Below are 17,386 nucleotides of genomic sequence, written 5' to 3' on the forward strand. Positions count from 1 at the left end.
TGTTTTTACTAAAATAATTAGTAATTTTAACCTATGAATTCGTCGGAATATTTCAAGGGTAGAGGGGCACAGATTAATCCCAATAACAAGTTTTTTGTGAACCAATATGTGCAGGAGCATGTCGAGGGGCTGGATGAGGAATTTTTGGGTACTGCAAAAACGCAGTTTATTTCGACACATCCGAAATCGATTATATCCAAATCCAATAGTCCTGACCTGCGTTTCGAAAGGTCTATTAATCCTTATCAGGGCTGTGAGCATGGCTGTATTTATTGCTACGCGCGCAATTCACACGAGTATTGGGGGTTCAGTGCAGGACTGGATTTTGAACGGAAGATCTTGGTAAAGCATAATGCGGCGCAGCTGCTCGAACAGGAATTCAGGAAAGCGAGCTATCAGCCTGATTTGATTATGCTTTCTGGGAATACAGATTGTTATCAACCTATCGAACGAAAATTGGGCATCACTCGATCGATCTTAGAATTGATGGTTAAATACCAGCATCCTGTTTCTATCATCAGTAAAAATGTACTGATGCGACGGGATTTTGATCTCTTGCGCGAACTTGCGGCACTAAATCTGGTTTCCGTTGCCGTGACCATCAATTCGTTGCGGGAGGAGGTACGCCAGAAAATGGAACCACGTACGGCTACGGCATCGGCCCGGTTGAAACTGATCGAGGGATTGACAGGGATAGGTGTACCCGTCATGCTAATGATGGCGCCCATCGTTCCGGGGATCAATAGTGATGAGATTTCAGATTTGATTCGTGCGGGAGCAGATGCGGGGGCAATAACAGCCTCTTATACCATCGTGAGGCTCAATGGACAGATCGGCGGTATCTTTAAGGACTGGCTCTATCAGAACTATCCTGACCGAGCTGAAAAGGTATTACATTGGATTGAAGCCTGTCATGGTGGAAAAATTAATGATACCGATTTTGGACGGAGGATAAAAGGGGATGGCCATATGGCCGAAAGCTTACAGCATTTATTCAAGCTTTCCGTCAAGAAATATATGAATAATGGGACGCTTCCATCCTTAAGAAGGGATCTTTTTCGCTTACCAGATGCAGGCGCGCAGCTGGGATTGTTTTAGATGGTTGGAGCGGCAATTATGAATTTGCTATTCTCGAGAAGGAATATCTACATTAAATTTTAGCAAAAAAAAGCCTGATTCATGCAATGAATCAGGCTTTTTTTATTGATAAGATCGAAGTTCAGTGAACTAAGATCTCTTTCTTTTGATTAATACATAACTCACATAAAGTAATATAAGCCAAGCAGGAATCAGTTCTACCGGTAGTTTCATCCCCGTTAGCCACATAATGCCGAGCACTGCAATTAAAAAGATTAAACAGATGTAATTACTCAATGGATATAGAAAAGATGGGAATTTGGTTCGTAAATGCGCGTCGAGTTTATTTTTTCTAAAGTACAAATGTGTAATCGAAATCATGACCCAGTTGATAATCAGTGAAGACACCACCAGTGACATCAAAATCTCCAAGGCATTTTTTGGTGCGACATAGTTGACAAATACACAGACCGCTGCAAACAATGCCGAAACCAAAATCGCATTGATAGGAGCATGGTTTTTGTTGAGTTTTGATAGAAAACGAGGAGCATTACCCTGTTCTGCCAATCCATACAACATTCTACTGTTGCTATACACACTACTGTTATAGACAGACAATGCTGCTGTAAGGACAATAAGATTTAACGCATTTGCGATAATTTTAGTGAAATAAAAAGTCTTTCCAAAGAGGGCAAATTCGAATCCATTGAGTTTGTCAAACACCAGTACAAAGGGACTTGTATCGGCGGTGATGTTTGTCCATGGCGTCAAAGAGAAAAGAATGATCAAAGCGCCGACATAAAAGATCAGAATCCGATAGATCACTTGGTTGGTTGCTTTCGGGATATTTTTTTCCGGATTTTCGGCTTCAGCGGCGGTGATACCAACCAATTCCAGTCCGCCAAAAGAAAACATAATCAAGGCCATGGCAGAAAGGAGTCCTTCAAAATTGCCGTCCGTTGTTTCGCTAAACCAGCCTTTGGGGAAGAAACCGCCATGTGAAGTCAGGTTGCTGAAGCTTGCCTGCTCACCTCCCGTACCGCTTAGAAGCAGGTAAACACCAAAAACAATCATTGCAATAATGGCGACTACTTTAATAATGGAAAACCAAAATTCCGTCTCCCCATATATTTTTACGGAAGCCAGATTCAGGGCGTTGATCGCAAAGAAGAAAAATAGGCTTGATGCCCATAACGGTATTTCGGGCCACCAAAACTGTACATAAACACCTATTGCGGTCAGTTCGGCCATGCTTACCAAAATATAAAGGACCCAATAGTTCCAGCCCGAAGCATAACCGGCAAAAGAGCCCCAGTATTTATTGGCGAAGTAGCTAAAGCTTCCTGAAACAGGTTCCTCGACCACCATCTCGCCCAATTGTCGCATTATAAAAAAAGCAATAATCCCAGCAAATGCATAACCAAGGATAACGGCGGGTCCGGCCAATGTAGCTGCTTTTCCAATGCCTAAAAATAAGCCAGTTCCGATTGCACCGCCGAGGGCAATCAATTGAATGTGTCTATTTTGAAGACCTCTCTTTAACTCTTCCTTATTGTTCTGTTTCTCCATATGAATGGTTAATACGGTAACTAATCTGTTTTGATCTGGTTCTTGGTTCGGAAAGCCTCCAACCATAGCGGTAGCGTTCAGCCAGAATCAGGTTGTCCAAAATGAATACTGTCGAGCGAAATTGCGTTTGAATAACTTGGCTCCTCAGCCCATATTTTGTCCTAAGCGCATAAAGTTAATAAAACACTTAGGTATTTGTGCACATTATTGCTAAGAAACAGCAAGCGCCGTAATTTTCTTAAAAAAAACGGCGCTTTACTTTATAGTAGCTAGTGTGATTTTTGGCCACTCTAACTAATAACGAAATCTTATTTGCAAATGCTACTTAAAAGGACAAATTAATTTGCTTTTGAAGCTTTTTCAGCACTGCAGTCACATCCGCAACCTTTGGAACAGCTCGACTTGCCCTTTAATGATTTTCGGACATTTTTAACGACATACCATATAGCCGCCAAAACGAGAATTCCCACGATGATATATTGTACGGTTACATTATCCATAGCTCTTTTATTTTAAAAGTTGATAAGCGATTAATGCACTGAGGTAGGCTACGCCCGTCATAAAACCAAGTTGTATTAAAGTCCATTTCCAAGATCCTGTTTCCCTTTTTACCGCCGCGATCGTACTCATACATTGCATAGCGAATGCGTAAAACAATAGTAAGGATACACCTGACGCCAAATTGTAAGCGGGTAAACCGGTATTTCGGTTAATTTCACTTTTCATTTTGCCTAATACCGTTGTTTTAGACGCTTCATCTTCGATATCCACTTCATCTCCGAGACTATATACCGTAGCCATTGTGCCAACAAATACTTCACGTGCAGCAAAAGAAGAAATTAGACCGATGCCCATCTTCCAATCGTACCCCAATGGTTCAACTACAGGTTCAATAGCCATGCCAAGATAGCCCAGGAAAGAGTGCTCCAGTCGATAAGATGAAACTTCATGTTCTAAATCTGCTTCGGGTAAATTCGGGTTATTCTTTGTTACATATTCTTCTGCCCGGCTAAATTTGTCATTCGGTCCAAAGCTGCCCAATGCCCATAGTATAATGGAAATCGCCAAAATGATTTTACCAGCACCAAAGACAAAACTGGACGCTTTTTCCCATACATTTAAGGCAACGTTTTTCCAATCCGGAGTCTTATAAGTGGGAAGTTCAAAGATGAGAAATGATTTGTGCTTCGATTTAATCACTTTGGTAAGGATAATAGCAGATAGCAGGACTGCAAATATCCCGAGGAGATACATGACAAACAATACAATCCCTTGAATTTGAAATCCACCTAATCGCGTATCTGGTATCACCAGTCCGATCAGCACAATATAAATAGGCAGACGTGCAGAACAGGTCATAAAAGGTGTCACTAGAATAGTCACTAATCTCTCTTTGCTATTTTCGATGTTACGTGCAGACATCACTGCAGGAACAGCGCAGGCAACTCCGGAAATCAATGGAATGACTGATTTTCCACTCAACCCGAAGGGACGAAGCCAGCGGTCCATCAGAAAAACGACACGGCTCATATAGCCCGTTTCTTCCATAATCGAAATAAAGACATACAAGATGACGATCTGCGGAATGAAGATGACGATCCCGCCGATTCCCTTAATAATACCGTTACTCAACAAGTCTGTCAATGGTCCCGCAGGAAGTGCCGACTGTGTATAGGCCGCAAGATCGCCAAAAAGACCGTCTATAAAATCCATCGCAGGTCCAGACCACGTGTAAATTGCTTGGAAAATAAGAAATAAGATTCCAAAAAAGATCACATAACCAAAAATCGGGTGAAGCAGAATGCTATCAATCGCATTTGTTTTATTCTTATTTGAAGCCTCATCTTTTACATAGATTTCTCCAAGGCTATTATCTAATGATTTGCTGCGTAATATGGCCTCCTCTTTCTGTAGTTTATCAGCCCTTAATTGATATTTCTCGCGGATTTGCTGAATAGCCTGATTCTTTTCCTTCGACAAAAACGATACTTCGCCCTTAGCTAAATATTGCCAGGTATGGTATTCAGTCTCTAACGGGAAGAGACGTTTCGTTTCTTCCAATGCAGCATCCGCTTCCTTTGGTAGGCTAAACGTACTGATATACATTGGTGGAATAGCATCAAAGTTTTTGATTAACTGATCTACACCTTGCCCTGTACGTGCATTGGTTTGGTAGACCTTGGTATTTAACAAATGCTCAAGTTTTTGAACATCTATGGTAATACCTTTTTCCCTGGCTTCGTCGATCATATTGATGACAAAGATAGCCGGTAGGCCAAGCTCGCGAGCTTGCTGATAAAGGATGATCGACCGTTTTAGATTGGTGGGTTCGGCAACGACAACGACAAGGTTTGGTCTGAAACTACTATCTTTATTGACTAAAGTGTTGAAAACAACCTCTTCGTCCATCGAACTTGGAAACAAAGTATAGGTTCCGGGTAAATCAATGATACGATACGTTTTACTGTTGGCTTTTACTTGCCCCTCACGTTTCTCGACCGTAATTCCAGGATAATTTCCTACTTTCTGATTTAATTTTGTAATCCGGTTAAATAGAGATGTTTTACCCACATTTGGATTCCCCAAAAGTGCAATAATCGGGTTATTCATTATTTCTGATCAATAAGGATGACTTTAGCTTCTGATTTGCGGATAGCAATAAGGGCGTTATTCGCACGGATATTTAGGCATATTGGCCCATCTAGCGGAGCAATATGTTTTACCTCGACCTCAGTACCGGGTATAAAGCCCAATTCGAAAAATTTAGCTGGAATATCGTGTGATTCAAAATCAATAATTACCGCCTTTTCCCCTTTTTTTAGCTTATCTAAGCTAGTTCTATTACGCATCTGCCTGTTTTTTTTGAATTTCTCAAATATACAGAATTTCCGCCATTTAGAATGATTCTAATGTCATAGTTATGTATTTACTAAAAAACAGCTATCTTTATGCTATAAAACGATTAATTATCAACCAGAATGAAGATTGAGGACGAAATCAAAGTAAATAAATTCAGCAATGAATGGCATCGTTGTACGGTGAATATTCTCTACACCTATAACTGTATAAGCAACGCGCTCGAACAGCGAGCTGCTAAAGAAGGAATCACTTTGAAACAATTTAATGTCCTGCGTATATTAAGAGGACGATATCCTAGGCCTGCAACCAATAGTCTCATTAGGTCAAGAATGCTGAGTTTTACACCAGATATCTCGCGTATGATAGACCGTATGGTTTCTAAAGAACTGGTTTCGCGCTGTCAGTCGGGAGCGGATAAAAGGGCTGTGGATCTTTTTATCACAAACAAGGGCCTGGAAATTCTAAAAAGACTTGATGAGGATATGTTGATGATGGATATTTTGCCCAACCGAATCAGCGAGGAAGAAGCTATTGCATTAAATGCCTTGCTAGATAAACTTCGTGGCTAAAAAAATTAATGCGCATGATCATGATGTTCATGATCATGCGTTTGATGATGCTGATCATGCCCATGGTCGTGATCTCCAACAAATAAGAAGCTTCCCAGTGCTATGGCAACTCCTGCTATCACAGCTATCATTTTCTTTTTATTGAATTTGTGATGGTCAATAGAGCCCGATTCAAAAAGTATAGTCGTGGATATGTGTAAGAAAATACCAATAACTACTGCCATGATTTTATCGAAATATTGTTGGATATTGCCCACTTCTCCTGCACTGATAGCTTTACTCAGTAAAAACCCAAAAGGGGTCATTGCCGCAAATAAAGCGAGCGTAATCAGGATGGTATTTTTCTTTACATGCGTACTGAGTAAAATACTTCCCAATGCAAATGCTGCTGGAATATGGTGAATGGATATCCCCAGTGCAAGCTCTGTTTGGTGCGTCGCAGCCAAGGGCATACCTTCGAGGAATGCATGAAGGCATAGACTGAACATAATACCGATTGGAAAACGATGGTTATGATGGTCGTGGTCATTGTCCGCATGGATATGGCCATGTTCGATCCCCTGGGAAAACTGTTCAAGAAAAAGCTGAAAAAGAAATCCAGCTAAGACATAGATACCCAATACTTCGGGTGAGGTATTGGTCGACTGATAAACATGGGGCATGAGGTGAAGTACAGTAATGGAGAATAAATAGGCTCCACTGAAAGAAAGGATCAGTTTAAGAAAATTAGTCCCTTTCTTTTGTACAAAAAATACGGCAATTCCACTTGCAAATGCAGGTACGAATAAAATTAAAATCAATAAAATTGAATTCATTATACTTGTTCAGTTTTAAAAAAGCTTGGTACAAATCGTTTGAATAAATAACCTGTTGCCAAACCAACCAAGATACCTAAAACGGCACCACAGAGAATATCAAAAGGGTAATGAACGCCAACATAAATTTGAGCGACTGAAATTAACGTCGCCCAGGCAATACAAAGCCAAAGCACATGTTTCCACCTTCTCCGAAAAAGAACAATCCAGAAGAACGCTAGGGAAAAATGATTGGCAGCATGCGAAGAAGTAAAGCTAAAGCCAGAGCCACAGCGCACCCGGATGTTAATATTTTCCTTAAACTCCACATCGTTGCAAGGTCGAATACGTTTGACAGTTTTTTTGATCAAATGAGAAGACAGACCATCGGAAATTCCAAAGGTGGCCAGGGTCACGGCAACAATGAGTATACCTGTTTTACCGTAGGTTTTAATGAAAAATATAACCAGAAACAAATACAAAGGTGCCCAGGTATATGGATTGCGCAATATAGGCAATAACCAATCAAACACCGGGTTACTCAAGCCTTGATTGATGGCTAGAAAAATCTCTTGATCGATGTGTATTAACTGTTGAATCATAAATGTTGCTGATGACAATGAAACTCCCAAACTTTAAAAACTCGTTTTTCAAAAGTAAAAATAATTTCATTGCAAAGAACTGTTTCTGTTAAAAACAACTTTGTTGCAACAAATATACGTTAAATATTTATTATTTATAATTTTAATTCGATATTTTATTGCCATTGTGCTAAATTTACGCGTTAATCAATTCAAAAGAAATGACTTTAATTAAATCAATATCAGGGATACGAGGTACGATAGGCGGGCGTGCTGGAGAAGCACTTACCCCCATAGATATCGTTAAGTTTACAGCAGCTTATGGCAAAATCATTGTCAAGCAGAGCGGTATCAAAAAAATTGTCATCGGTAGAGATGCGCGTGTTTCTGGTGAGATGGTCAGTAATCTGGTGATAGGTACCTTGCAGAGCATCGGTGTTGATGTGGTTGATCTGGGTCTATCCACGACTCCAACAGTAGAAATTGCTGTACCGATGGAAAAGGCAGCTGGCGGTATTATTTTGACTGCTTCACATAATCCTGGCCAATGGAATGCGCTAAAGTTATTGAATGCGAAGGGTGAATTCATTTCAGATGCCGAAGGACAGGAAGTATTGGCTCTTGGCGAGTCTTTGGACTTCGATTTTTCCGAAGTGGGGGAATTAGGACAGCTCCATAAAGACTATTCCTACATGCAGAAACATGTAGACGCTGTTTTGGCTTTGGAATATGTCGATAAAGAAGCCATTAAAGCCGCTAATTTTAAAGTCGCTTTAGATGCAGTCAATAGCAATGGCGGTACCTTTATCCCTGCGTTGTTGGATGCGCTGGGGGTACAGACCATTTATAAGATCCATTGTGAACCCAACGGCCAATTTCCGCATAACCCCGAACCGTTGAAAGAACATCTCACAGATTTGTCTGCAGCAGTGGTCGAGAACGAGGCTGATTTGGGGATTGCTGTGGATCCGGACGTCGATCGATTGGTCTTTATGATGGAAGACGGCGAATTATTCGGTGAAGAATATACACTAGTGGCCGTAGCAGACTACCTGTTGCAGCATAAAAAAGGAAATACCGTTTCTAATTTATCTTCTACACGTGCACTGCGTGATGTCACTAAAGCACATGGAGGTGAATATTATGCAGCGGCCGTGGGTGAAGTCAATGTGGTTACAAAGATGAAAGAAGTCGATGCGGTCATCGGCGGAGAGGGAAATGGTGGCGTAATTTATCCGGCATCTCACTATGGACGTGATGCGCTGGTCGGTGTAGCGATCTTCTTGACGCACTTGGCAAAACTTGGTAAAAAGGCATCAGAATACCGAGCTTCTTTACCGCAGTACTTTATGTCCAAAAATAAGATTACCCTGACGCCCGAATTAGATATTGACAATCTATTGGCGAAAATGCAGGAGAAATATAAAAATGAAGATCATTCCACCATTGATGGACTGAAAATAGACTTCGAAAATGAATGGGTGCACTTACGCAAATCGAATACCGAACCGATCATCCGCATCTATTCTGAGGGCCCGACGCCCGAAGCTGCTGAGCAGATCGCGCAGAAGATTATCAGTGAAATTGAAGAAATAATAAAATAAAAACAAAAAGCTGCAGATGCAGCTTTTTGTTTTAGGACTAAGTTGACGAATACAAAATAGGCCTAGATAGAAAGATGTTTTAGAATTTATGATTAGAAAAATCATTTTAAGTGTATGTTGTTTTCTTAATGTAGTGTTATTCGCCTTACCAACAAGCGCCCAGCAAACTGTAGAAGAAATCAATAGGGTGTTAGCGCAATGGCACAAGTCTTCAGGTGAGGTGAAGTATGGCCCATTTTTGAATGTGATTGCTTCCGATGGAATCATTATGGGGACTGATCAGAATGAAAGATGGGATAAAGCACATGCTGAAAAGTTCGCCAATCAATATTTCAATCCCAAGAATGCATGGACATACACGTATGACACTAGGCATATCAGCTTCAATGCAGATAGTACCATTGCTTGGTTTGACGAATCTTTTAAGATTAATACCAAGTCTTTTCGCGGTGTAGGGGTACTGAGCAAGATGGACAATGCGTGGAAGATCCGTCAATACAGTATGTCAGTTTTGGCGCCCTATTCGGATGTGAAAGCTGGAATAGGCGGAAAGGCTGGCCATAAAATTCATAGCAATCTCTTATTGGTGATGCTGCTCTTTTTCTTTATGGCCATGTTGTTTGTGCTGAGTCAACGCTTAAAGGTCTCTTATCCAATCTTATTAGTGATTGGTGGACTCGTGATTTCCTTGATTCCTGGTGTCCCAGTCATTAGTGTGGACCCTGATATTGTGTTTATGGTCTTTTTGCCCCCTTTACTTTTTGAAGCCGCCTGGTACACCAATTGGGGTAATTTTTTAAAGTGGCGCAGGTCTATTTTAATCATGGGCTTCGGTCTGGTTTTCTTCACATCCTTGGCCATTGCCTACTTTTCAGTGAGTATTATTCCCGGATTTACCCTAGCACTTGGCTTTTTGCTAGGCGGGATCATTTCGCCTCCCGATGCTGTTGCGGCGAGTTCAGTATTGAAAGGTATCAGTATTCCGAAACGAGGAATAGCGATATTGGAAGGAGAAAGCCTGGTCAATGATGCTGCCTCACTTACTGTGTTTCGATTTGCATCGATTGCAATTCTTACTGGCCAGTTTGTAATGACCAATGCGGCGACGCAATTTCTTGTATTATCGGTGATGGGCGTTGTGGTTGGCCTGGTGATCGGCCACATCCTCTATGTCTTCTTAAGGTATGTGGCGAAATCATCCAGCATATCAACACCTATTACGCTCATCGCACCCTACTTAATGTATATTGTCGCAGAACATTTTGAATGGTCGGGCGTTTTGGCTGTGGTAAGTGGTGGATTGTTTCTCTCCTTTCGGGCAGGGGATTATCTCAACTATCATACCCGTATTCAAACGAAAGAAGTATGGGCAACGGTAGGTTTTCTCTTAAATGGATTCGTCTTTATTTTGATTGGGCTTGAGTTACCCGTTATCATTAATGGATTGGGCGAATATTCGATGGCGGAGGCCATTAATTATGCGCTGGCGATCGCCGTGATCGTCATTATTTTGCGATTGATTGCAGTCTATCTTTCGGCTTTTGTTCCTAGAATATTATTTAAGCGGATTCGGGTAAAGGAAAAAAGCCCGGGATGGAAACTGCCCTTGGTTATTGGCTGGGCAGGAATGAGAGGGGTGGTTTCGTTGGCATCAGCATTAGCGATTCCGTTGACTTTATATGATGGCACAGCTTTCCCACACCGTAATCTGATTTTGTTTATTACGTTTGTCGTTATTTTGGTGACGCTTGTCTTTCAGGGGCTAACATTACCCTTTTTAATTAAGCTGATAAAGATGGAAGATGTCGACGAGCAAGTTTCCATGGAAGAGCAGATTGATGAGATCCGCTTACGCCTTGGTAAAGAATCTATTGCCTATTTGGATAAGCACTATGCACAGGAAATGTTGGAGTATGAGACCATCGCCCGGGTGAAAGAGCAAATCATCCGAAGTGTAAATGCTTCCGAGCGTGCAAAAGAAGAAGATACACGTGCACAGCTTTCGGCAGTGAGAGGACTGTATAATAAAATAATGTTGGAACTTCTGGCCTTACGTCGAGATGGATTGTATAAGATCAAAGAAAGTAAGGCTTACGATAGCGATGTCATTAGAGAAATGGAGTATTCGCTAGATCTGGAAGAATCGCGTTTGTCGCGTAAATAATCGGTATTAATACCATATCACGGGCTTATGCCCGATAAGGGCAAGATCATGATGTGGCGAGCAATAGCGAAGTTAACTTACAATGTTAACTTCGCTATTTTTCCTTTATCTCCGGCCAGATATATGGCGCTGCCTTTTTTGGCTTTTTGAACCGCATTGAAGCTTTCCTTTCCGATCGCTATCCAGTTTTTACCACCGTCATTCGACAAGTCTGTGCCCGAAGTACCCGTGCTGATGAGTTGTTTTTTGGAGCGGTAAACAACAGCGGATTTAAATCCAGCGGGCGCTGTGTGTGGTGCAAACCAAGTTTTACCACCATCTTTGGTCAGAAAGCTGTTTTTCTCCTTGTTTGTGTCGTCTTTGTAATCTCCGCCAACGACAATTCCAGTCGTTGATGAATAGAAAGCAATAGAAAAGGGGCCGGTGCTATTTTTTCCCTGCAGGATAGGGCAGCTGTAACGTACCCATGTATTTCCCTGGTCTTCGCTGCGATAGATATTGGAAACTGTTCCCCCAGTGGCAATCCAGTATGTTCCTGTGTTGTTGCAGTATATGGATGTCCCGCTAGCAGCAAAACCAGCTTCTCCACCAGTTATTGAAAAGGGCATATTTGCTGTGATATCTTTCCATGACTCTCCGAAATCGACACTTTTTAATAGCGGCATTTTACCTTGAATGGCATCGCCGAAAGCAATACCCACACCTGCTGATGTAAATGCAATACCGTCATAAAATATTTCTGGTCGCTTGTCACTGAAAACCTCCTTCCAGCTTCGCCCGCCGTCGCGGGTACGTAAGATGATGGCTGGTGAACCCGCAGAAATAACGATGGCTTCATTTTCATCAAACGCTTCAATATCCCTAAAATCTGTTTTTTCATAGCCAATTGGGTTGACCCACTGCCAGTTTTTTCCAGCATCGGTGCTGAGTCCAACGGTTCCATTGCTACCGCTCACCCATACGGTCTCATCATCGACCACACTAAGCCCTCTGTAGCTACTGTTGCGCTCCTGATTGACCAAACTAAGGTTTGCCTGTTGAGCAATTAGCGGTTTTAGCCAGAAGGCTTGAATAATAAAGACCAGAAATAAAGGTTTCATGCTTAAATATTTATTTAAACAAATCTACTCGTCTTTTCGATACTTTCCTTTGTTTTTTTAAGATTGTTTTACGGAGCTGCAGAAAGCCAACGGTCATTTTTCGGCGTGATTTGAAATAAGGAATACTTAAAACGACCAATAAAGCAATGCAGGCTGATGTGCCCAGTGCGCCACCATACCCGGCAAAAAACTTGCTCGTGTGGAGCAGGATCGTCGTAAAGATAATGCCGGCAAGGGCCAAACCGAAATAGGTTGATAACTGGCTTTTGGATACCATGCCTATAAATGAGGCCCCAATAAAAACCGGAGGAATATATTGAGCCAGATAAGGCGTGACAGTTTGCGGGAAAAAATGAAGAAAGCCGGCGACAAGCAATGTCAGCAATGCCGAGGAACGTACCGCACCTTGATTAAATTTGGTATTGACGTAGTAGGTGGCCGTGCTCGCGATAACACCAACTAGGTATAAAATGAATGTTTCCATGTTACTTAAAAATGTACAACAGTAGGTAGGTCAGCGAAACACCGAGAAAAGCCAATGTACCCAGCTTGCCACCGACCCCATTTAACAGGCTTTTCGATACAATCAGAAAGATCGCAGTAAAAATGCTGGCGGCTAGAACAAAGGAGAAGCCATGAGCGACCTGGGCATTGGACATGCCTACAAACGCACCGCAATAAATTGCCGCCGGAAGATGAGGGAGATACGTTGAATCTTTATTGATATTGGGTATGAAGGAGCCCAGTGTACCTGTGAGTGCAGCACCCAAGACCGGACCTAACCCAAATGTATGATTGAAATAATAGGAAATAATCGCTCCGACAGGAACCCAAACGGCAATTCGGATGGACTCATATTCATGTTTATGATGATGAATCGGCGAACGAAGGTAACTGTATAAAATAAGTAAGGAGAGTAGACCTATAAAGGCCAGTATAAGATAAGAATTTCTATTTTCTACAAAGATGGCCAATAAAAAAAGGGCCTGAATGACAAATAATAAGCAGATGCTTGCTGTCCTAAATCTGTGCCGGGCTTGCATTTAAAAAAATTTAGGCAAAGTTAGGGATTATTTGTCTATTCTATGGGTAGATTTTCTTTTTATCAATACAGGATCAAGAACAATTTGCTCGATCGTGTCATAAGGACTTTTTTGTTTGACCATTTTCAAAAATAACTTTGCACATTCTTCGCCCATTTTGTTGGCCTGTTGGTCTATACTGGACAGTGTGGGGGTAATGAAGGAGGAAAAGGTTTGGTTTGCAAAACCGATAACACCCGTTGCTGGGATATCAATATGGGCAGCTTTTAAGGCTTGGATAATCCCTACAGCTGTAAAGTCATCGCCTCCAATGAAGGCATCCGGTTGGATGGCAGATTGTAGAATCTGTTCCGTGCCTTTAATACCGGCTTCAATAGATAAGTCGCCGCGGATAATAAAATCTTCGCGCGGTGAAATCTGCGCATCCTTTAACGCGGCTTCGAAACCGAGGAACCGATCCTGGAAAATTGCGATCTCTTTGTCTGTTGTAATAAATGCTATGTTTTTGTATCCCTCTTCGAGTAGATGCTGTGTTGCAAGATAACCCGCTTTATAATCGTCGAGTTTTACCACGGGTGCAGGAATATTTTTGTGGGTACGGTCAAAGATAACAAGGCATTTGCGCTGATTGATCACTTCTTGAAAGTGCTGTGTTTCTTGAGTTTCCAGAGACAAAGACGCAATGATACCAGCTACTTGCGCTTCCAGTAAAGTTTTTACGCCATTGACCTCGTCGGCAAACGATTCATTCGATTGATAGAGCAATAAACTATAGTTGTGTTTCTTTAATTCTTTTTCAATGCTGTGTACGGCTTCCGCAAAAAAATGAATTTGCATGGTTGGTACAATGACACCGATGGTATTGGACTTGCCCGAAGAAAGGGATGAGGCCAGCTTATTGACACTATAATTTAATTCCTTTGCCTTTTCCAGCACTATTTTTCGTGTGGACTCACTGATCGTAGGCACATTGTTCAATGCACGGGATACAGTAGAGACTGTTACTCCTAGCTCACGGGCGATATCGTAAATGGTTGTTTTTTTATTCACGCTCCAAAGTAAATAATTTTATTTAATATTTTGAATAGTCAGAAACATGTCCTACTTTTATGCAACCGGTTGCAAGATAGGGGCCGCCGTTGTTTTTTATAACCAATTAGAATTAATTACCATGTATTTGTTAGGTATAGATGTAGGTACTTCTTCTGTGAAAGTTTCAATTGTTGAAGCTTCTTCGCAACGCAAGGTGTGCTCGGTGCAATATCCCGATGTAGAAGCTCCAATAATTACTGTAGAACCCAATTGGGCTGAACAAAATCCGCTCGACTGGTGGGATTATTTTAAACAGGCTTTATTGAAAGCCAATGCGCTGGGACTTTACGATCCTAAAGCAATTTCGGCCATTGGAATTGCTTACCAGATGCACGGATTGGTTGTCGTTGATAAGGAGCAGCAGGTGCTACGCAATGCAATTATCTGGTGCGACAGCAGGGCTGTTGAATTGGGTAATATCGCTTTTGAAGAAATCGGACGGTCTTTTAATTTAAGCCATCATTTGAATTCTCCAGGTAATTTTACGGCGTCTAAGTTGGCCTGGGTCAAAGCAAATGAGCCTGCGGTTTATGAAAAGATAGACAAGATTATGTTGCCGGGAGATTTTATAGCGATGAAGCTGTCGGGACAAGTGACAACCTCCATATCCGCGCTTTCGGAAGGTATATTCTGGGATTTTAAAGATAATGCGTTGTCGCGCACAATAATGGACTATTATGGTTTTGATGATCATCTTATTCCAGAGATCTTACCTGTCTTTTCAACACATGGTCAGATTAAAGCTACTGTGGCCGAGGAACTCGGACTGTCTGCTGCTGTGACCATCAATTATAAAGCCGGTGATCAACCTAATAATGCACTTTCACTCAATGTCCTACAGCCTGGAGAAGTTGCTGCGACAGCAGGCACTTCCGGTGTGATCTATGGGGTCAGCGACCAGCTGATCGCTGACCGCGAATCACGCGTAAATACATTTGCGCACGTGAATTATGGCGAGGACGATATCCGAACAGGGGTATTGCTCTGTATCAACGGAACAGGTATTATGAACAGTTGGGGCAGAAAGATGCTAGGACGTGATCTATCGTATGAACAGATCAATGCGATAGCCGGAGCTTCACCTATCGGCAGCAAAGGACTACAGGTTATTCCATTTGGCAATGGTGCCGAACGCATGCTCAATAACCAAACCGTTGGCGCTTCAATTTCAGCGATAGACCTGAACAGACATGAGACCAGCGATATCTTGCGCGCTATACAAGAAGGAATTGCCTACGCCTTTCGCTACGGCCTGGATATCATGCGCGAGAACAATTTGTATCCAAATATGATTCGTGCAGGTTATGCCAATTTGTTTTTGAGCTCTGTTTTCAGAGAGTCATTTGTGGGGGCTACAAACGTTCCTGTAGAGATTTTCAATCACGATGGAAGTATAGGAGCCGCCCTCGGAGCAGGGATAGGAAGTGGGTATTATGCAGATTTTAAAGAAGCCTTTCGCTCTTTGAAGCCTGTATATACCGTGGAACCCCAGTTTGTAGCGCAATATGAAGAGCATTATCAACAATGGAAAGAATTATTAAACAAACAAATAAATAGCAATTAAGATGAATGTTATCAAAGGGAAAAAAGAATTTTTCAAAGGCGTAGGCCAAATTCAATTCGAAGGGAAAGACAGCACAAATCCATTGGCTTTCCGTTATTACAACCCTAAGCAACTTGTTGGGGGAAAGACGATGGAAGAGTATTTTAAATTTGCCTGTTCGTACTGGCATTCGTTCAACGGTAACGGATCTGATCCATTTGGCGGACCGACACATCAATTTCCATGGGATGAAAGCAGCGACGTAATTACCAGAGCAAAAGATAAAATGGATGCGGCATTCGAATTTATCAGTAAAATTAATATACCTTATTACTGCTTCCACGACGTTGATTTAGTGGATTATTCGGATAATGTGGTTGAAAATGAAAAACGCCTGTCCACTATTGTTGATTATGCAAAGGAGAAACAACAGGAAAGCGGTATCAAATTGCTTTGGGGAACAGCCAACCTATTTAGCCATAAGCGCTATATGAATGGGGCGGCGACTAATCCTGATTTTCATGTTCTAGCACATGGTGGCGCTCAGGTTAAGGCAGCATTGGATGCAACAATTGCCCTCGGCGGTGAAAACTATGTGTTCTGGGGCGGAAGAGAGGGTTATATGAGTCTTTTAAATACCAATATGAAACGCGAGCAGGAGCACCTTGCGCAGTTTTTGCACATGGCCAAAGATTATGCCCGCAAAAACGGCTTTAAAGGAACTTTCTTTATCGAACCCAAACCGTGTGAACCGACAAAACATCAGTACGATTACGATGCGGCTACCGTACTTGGCTTCTTGCGTCAGTATAATCTTTTGGACGATTTTAAATTAAATTTAGAAGTTAACCACGCGACGTTGGCCGGACATACCTTTCAGCATGAGTTGCAGGTCGCAGTAGATGCGGGCAAATTGGGGTCCATTGATGCCAACCGTGGCGATTATCAAAACGGGTGGGATACAGATCAATTTCCAAACGATATCAATGAATTGACCGAAGCGATGTTGATTATTTTAGAGGGTGGCGGACTCCAAGGTGGAGGTGTGAATTTTGATGCCAAGATACGCCGCAACTCGACAGATCCTGAAGATTTGTTTTATGCTCATATCGGTGGGATGGATATTTTTGCCCGCGCATTGCTTACAGCAGATCGTATCCTGCAAGACTCGGAATACAAAAAAATACGGGCAGAGCGTTATGCCTCTTTTGATACCGGCCATGGCGCATCATTTGAAGGACAGGCATTGACATTGGAGAACTTAAGAGATTTAGCCGTAGAATTGGGAGAACCAAAAACGATTAGTGGTAAGCAGGAGTATTTAGAAAATTTGATCAACAGATATATATAGTTCTAAAAATATTTCTATATTAGGCGATCGAATTAAACCA

General features: G+C 41.9%; 16 protein-coding genes. 6 read left to right on the forward strand and 10 right to left on the reverse strand.

The genetic code is table 11. The features are described 5' to 3' along the window. Window positions 1-33 precede the first annotated feature (33 nt). The gene (locus tag B3E00_RS13160; protein ID WP_293938786.1) at window positions 34-1,098 is read left to right on the forward strand and encodes a PA0069 family radical SAM protein; all 1,065 of its coding nucleotides are present in this window, start codon (window positions 34-36) and stop codon (window positions 1,096-1,098) included. Window positions 1,099-1,227: 129 nt separating this feature from the next. Here B3E00_RS13160 and B3E00_RS13165 read toward each other — a convergent pair whose 3' ends face one another. From B3E00_RS13165 to B3E00_RS13180, 4 genes are all read right to left on the reverse strand, one after another. After that, the gene (locus B3E00_RS13165) at window positions 1,228-2,646 is read right to left on the reverse strand and encodes an amino acid permease (protein WP_293938788.1); all 1,419 of its coding nucleotides are present in this window, start codon (window positions 2,644-2,646) and stop codon (window positions 1,228-1,230) included. A gap of 338 nt (window positions 2,647-2,984) precedes the next feature. Then, window positions 2,985-3,146: a FeoB-associated Cys-rich membrane protein gene (locus tag B3E00_RS13170; protein WP_209577865.1), complete on the reverse strand. Its 162-nt coding sequence runs from the start codon at window positions 3,144-3,146 to the stop codon at window positions 2,985-2,987. Between the two features lie 7 nt (window positions 3,147-3,153). Then, window positions 3,154-5,256: a ferrous iron transport protein B gene (gene feoB / locus B3E00_RS13175; RefSeq protein ID WP_293938790.1), complete on the reverse strand. Its 2,103-nt coding sequence runs from the start codon at window positions 5,254-5,256 to the stop codon at window positions 3,154-3,156. Beyond that, on the reverse strand, window positions 5,256-5,495 hold the full coding sequence (locus tag B3E00_RS13180) for a FeoA family protein (RefSeq protein WP_209577867.1): 240 nt from the start codon (window positions 5,493-5,495) through the stop codon (window positions 5,256-5,258). The genes feoB and B3E00_RS13180 overlap by 1 nt, the downstream gene beginning before the upstream one ends. Window positions 5,496-5,624: 129 nt before the next feature. On the opposite strand from B3E00_RS13180, the gene B3E00_RS13185 reads away from it, so the two are divergent. Further along, window positions 5,625-6,074, forward strand: coding sequence for a MarR family winged helix-turn-helix transcriptional regulator (locus tag B3E00_RS13185; RefSeq protein WP_209577868.1), 450 nt, complete (start codon window positions 5,625-5,627; stop codon window positions 6,072-6,074). 5 nt (window positions 6,075-6,079) lie between these two features. Here B3E00_RS13185 and B3E00_RS13190 read toward each other — a convergent pair whose 3' ends face one another. Together B3E00_RS13190 and B3E00_RS13195 are read right to left on the reverse strand one after the other, a co-directional pair. Next, a complete protein-coding gene (locus B3E00_RS13190) occupies window positions 6,080-6,889 on the reverse strand; it encodes a ZIP family metal transporter (RefSeq protein WP_209577869.1) in 810 nt (269 codons plus the stop codon). Beyond that, complete coding sequence (locus B3E00_RS13195) at window positions 6,889-7,470, reverse strand: phosphatase PAP2 family protein (protein WP_209577870.1); 582 nt, start codon at window positions 7,468-7,470, stop codon at window positions 6,889-6,891. Before B3E00_RS13195 ends, B3E00_RS13190 begins: the two co-directional genes overlap by 1 nt. Before the next feature lie 200 nt (window positions 7,471-7,670). On the opposite strand from B3E00_RS13195, the gene glmM reads away from it, so the two are divergent. After that, window positions 7,671-9,053, forward strand: coding sequence for a phosphoglucosamine mutase (glmM, locus tag B3E00_RS13200; RefSeq protein ID WP_209577871.1), 1,383 nt, complete (start codon window positions 7,671-7,673; stop codon window positions 9,051-9,053). 88 nt (window positions 9,054-9,141) lie between these two features. After that, window positions 9,142-11,217: a Na+/H+ antiporter gene (locus tag B3E00_RS13205; protein ID WP_293938792.1), complete on the forward strand. Its 2,076-nt coding sequence runs from the start codon at window positions 9,142-9,144 to the stop codon at window positions 11,215-11,217. A gap of 77 nt (window positions 11,218-11,294) precedes the next feature. Here the strand turns inward: B3E00_RS13205 and B3E00_RS13210 are convergent, their stop codons facing one another. From B3E00_RS13210 to B3E00_RS13225, 4 genes are read right to left on the reverse strand one after another with little or no spacing between them, the layout of a single operon-like run. Continuing rightward, window positions 11,295-12,317 carry a WD40/YVTN/BNR-like repeat-containing protein gene (locus tag B3E00_RS13210; RefSeq protein ID WP_209577873.1) on the reverse strand — a complete coding sequence of 341 codons (1,023 nt, stop codon included), beginning with the start codon at window positions 12,315-12,317 and terminating at the stop codon, window positions 11,295-11,297. Between the two features lie 10 nt (window positions 12,318-12,327). Continuing rightward, window positions 12,328-12,801, reverse strand: coding sequence for a hypothetical protein (locus B3E00_RS13215; RefSeq protein WP_209577874.1), 474 nt, complete (start codon window positions 12,799-12,801; stop codon window positions 12,328-12,330). A gap of 1 nt (window position 12,802) precedes the next feature. Beyond that, a complete protein-coding gene (locus B3E00_RS13220) occupies window positions 12,803-13,360 on the reverse strand; it encodes a hypothetical protein (protein ID WP_209577875.1) in 558 nt (185 codons plus the stop codon). Between the two features lie 27 nt (window positions 13,361-13,387). Next, window positions 13,388-14,410: a LacI family DNA-binding transcriptional regulator gene (locus B3E00_RS13225; RefSeq protein ID WP_293938795.1), complete on the reverse strand. Its 1,023-nt coding sequence runs from the start codon at window positions 14,408-14,410 to the stop codon at window positions 13,388-13,390. A gap of 121 nt (window positions 14,411-14,531) precedes the next feature. On the opposite strand from B3E00_RS13225, the gene B3E00_RS13230 reads away from it, so the two are divergent. Further along, on the forward strand, window positions 14,532-16,016 hold the full coding sequence (locus tag B3E00_RS13230; protein ID WP_293938971.1) for a xylulokinase: 1,485 nt from the start codon (window positions 14,532-14,534) through the stop codon (window positions 16,014-16,016). A 1-nt stretch (window position 16,017) separates the two neighbouring features. Further along, window positions 16,018-17,346 (forward strand): xylose isomerase, encoded by a 1,329-nt coding sequence (gene xylA, locus B3E00_RS13235; protein ID WP_209577877.1) that lies wholly within the window; start codon window positions 16,018-16,020, stop codon window positions 17,344-17,346. The last annotated feature ends 40 nt before the right edge of the window (window positions 17,347-17,386 follow it).

The organism is Sphingobacterium sp. UBA5996, from assembly GCF_002429765.1.
Lineage (GTDB): Bacteria > Bacteroidota > Bacteroidia > Sphingobacteriales > Sphingobacteriaceae > Sphingobacterium.

Coding starts and splice junctions, on each gene's coding strand:
- B3E00_RS13160 (WP_293938786.1), top strand. CDS start 34: ATGAATTCGTCGGAATATTTCAAGGGTAGAGGGGCACAGATTAATCCC.
- B3E00_RS13165 (WP_293938788.1), bottom strand. CDS start 2,646: ATGGAGAAACAGAACAATAAGGAAGAGTTAAAGAGAGGTCTTCAAAAT.
- B3E00_RS13170 (WP_209577865.1), bottom strand. CDS start 3,146: ATGGATAATGTAACCGTACAATATATCATCGTGGGAATTCTCGTTTTG.
- feoB (WP_293938790.1), bottom strand. CDS start 5,256: ATGAATAACCCGATTATTGCACTTTTGGGGAATCCAAATGTGGGTAAA.
- B3E00_RS13180 (WP_209577867.1), bottom strand. CDS start 5,495: ATGCGTAATAGAACTAGCTTAGATAAGCTAAAAAAAGGGGAAAAGGCG.
- B3E00_RS13185 (WP_209577868.1), top strand. CDS start 5,625: ATGAAGATTGAGGACGAAATCAAAGTAAATAAATTCAGCAATGAATGG.
- B3E00_RS13190 (WP_209577869.1), bottom strand. CDS start 6,889: ATGAATTCAATTTTATTGATTTTAATTTTATTCGTACCTGCATTTGCA.
- B3E00_RS13195 (WP_209577870.1), bottom strand. CDS start 7,470: ATGATTCAACAGTTAATACACATCGATCAAGAGATTTTTCTAGCCATC.
- glmM (WP_209577871.1), top strand. CDS start 7,671: ATGACTTTAATTAAATCAATATCAGGGATACGAGGTACGATAGGCGGG.
- B3E00_RS13205 (WP_293938792.1), top strand. CDS start 9,142: ATGATTAGAAAAATCATTTTAAGTGTATGTTGTTTTCTTAATGTAGTG.
- B3E00_RS13210 (WP_209577873.1), bottom strand. CDS start 12,317: ATGAAACCTTTATTTCTGGTCTTTATTATTCAAGCCTTCTGGCTAAAA.
- B3E00_RS13215 (WP_209577874.1), bottom strand. CDS start 12,801: ATGGAAACATTCATTTTATACCTAGTTGGTGTTATCGCGAGCACGGCC.
- B3E00_RS13220 (WP_209577875.1), bottom strand. CDS start 13,360: ATGCAAGCCCGGCACAGATTTAGGACAGCAAGCATCTGCTTATTATTT.
- B3E00_RS13230 (WP_293938971.1), top strand. CDS start 14,532: ATGTATTTGTTAGGTATAGATGTAGGTACTTCTTCTGTGAAAGTTTCA.
- xylA (WP_209577877.1), top strand. CDS start 16,018: ATGAATGTTATCAAAGGGAAAAAAGAATTTTTCAAAGGCGTAGGCCAA.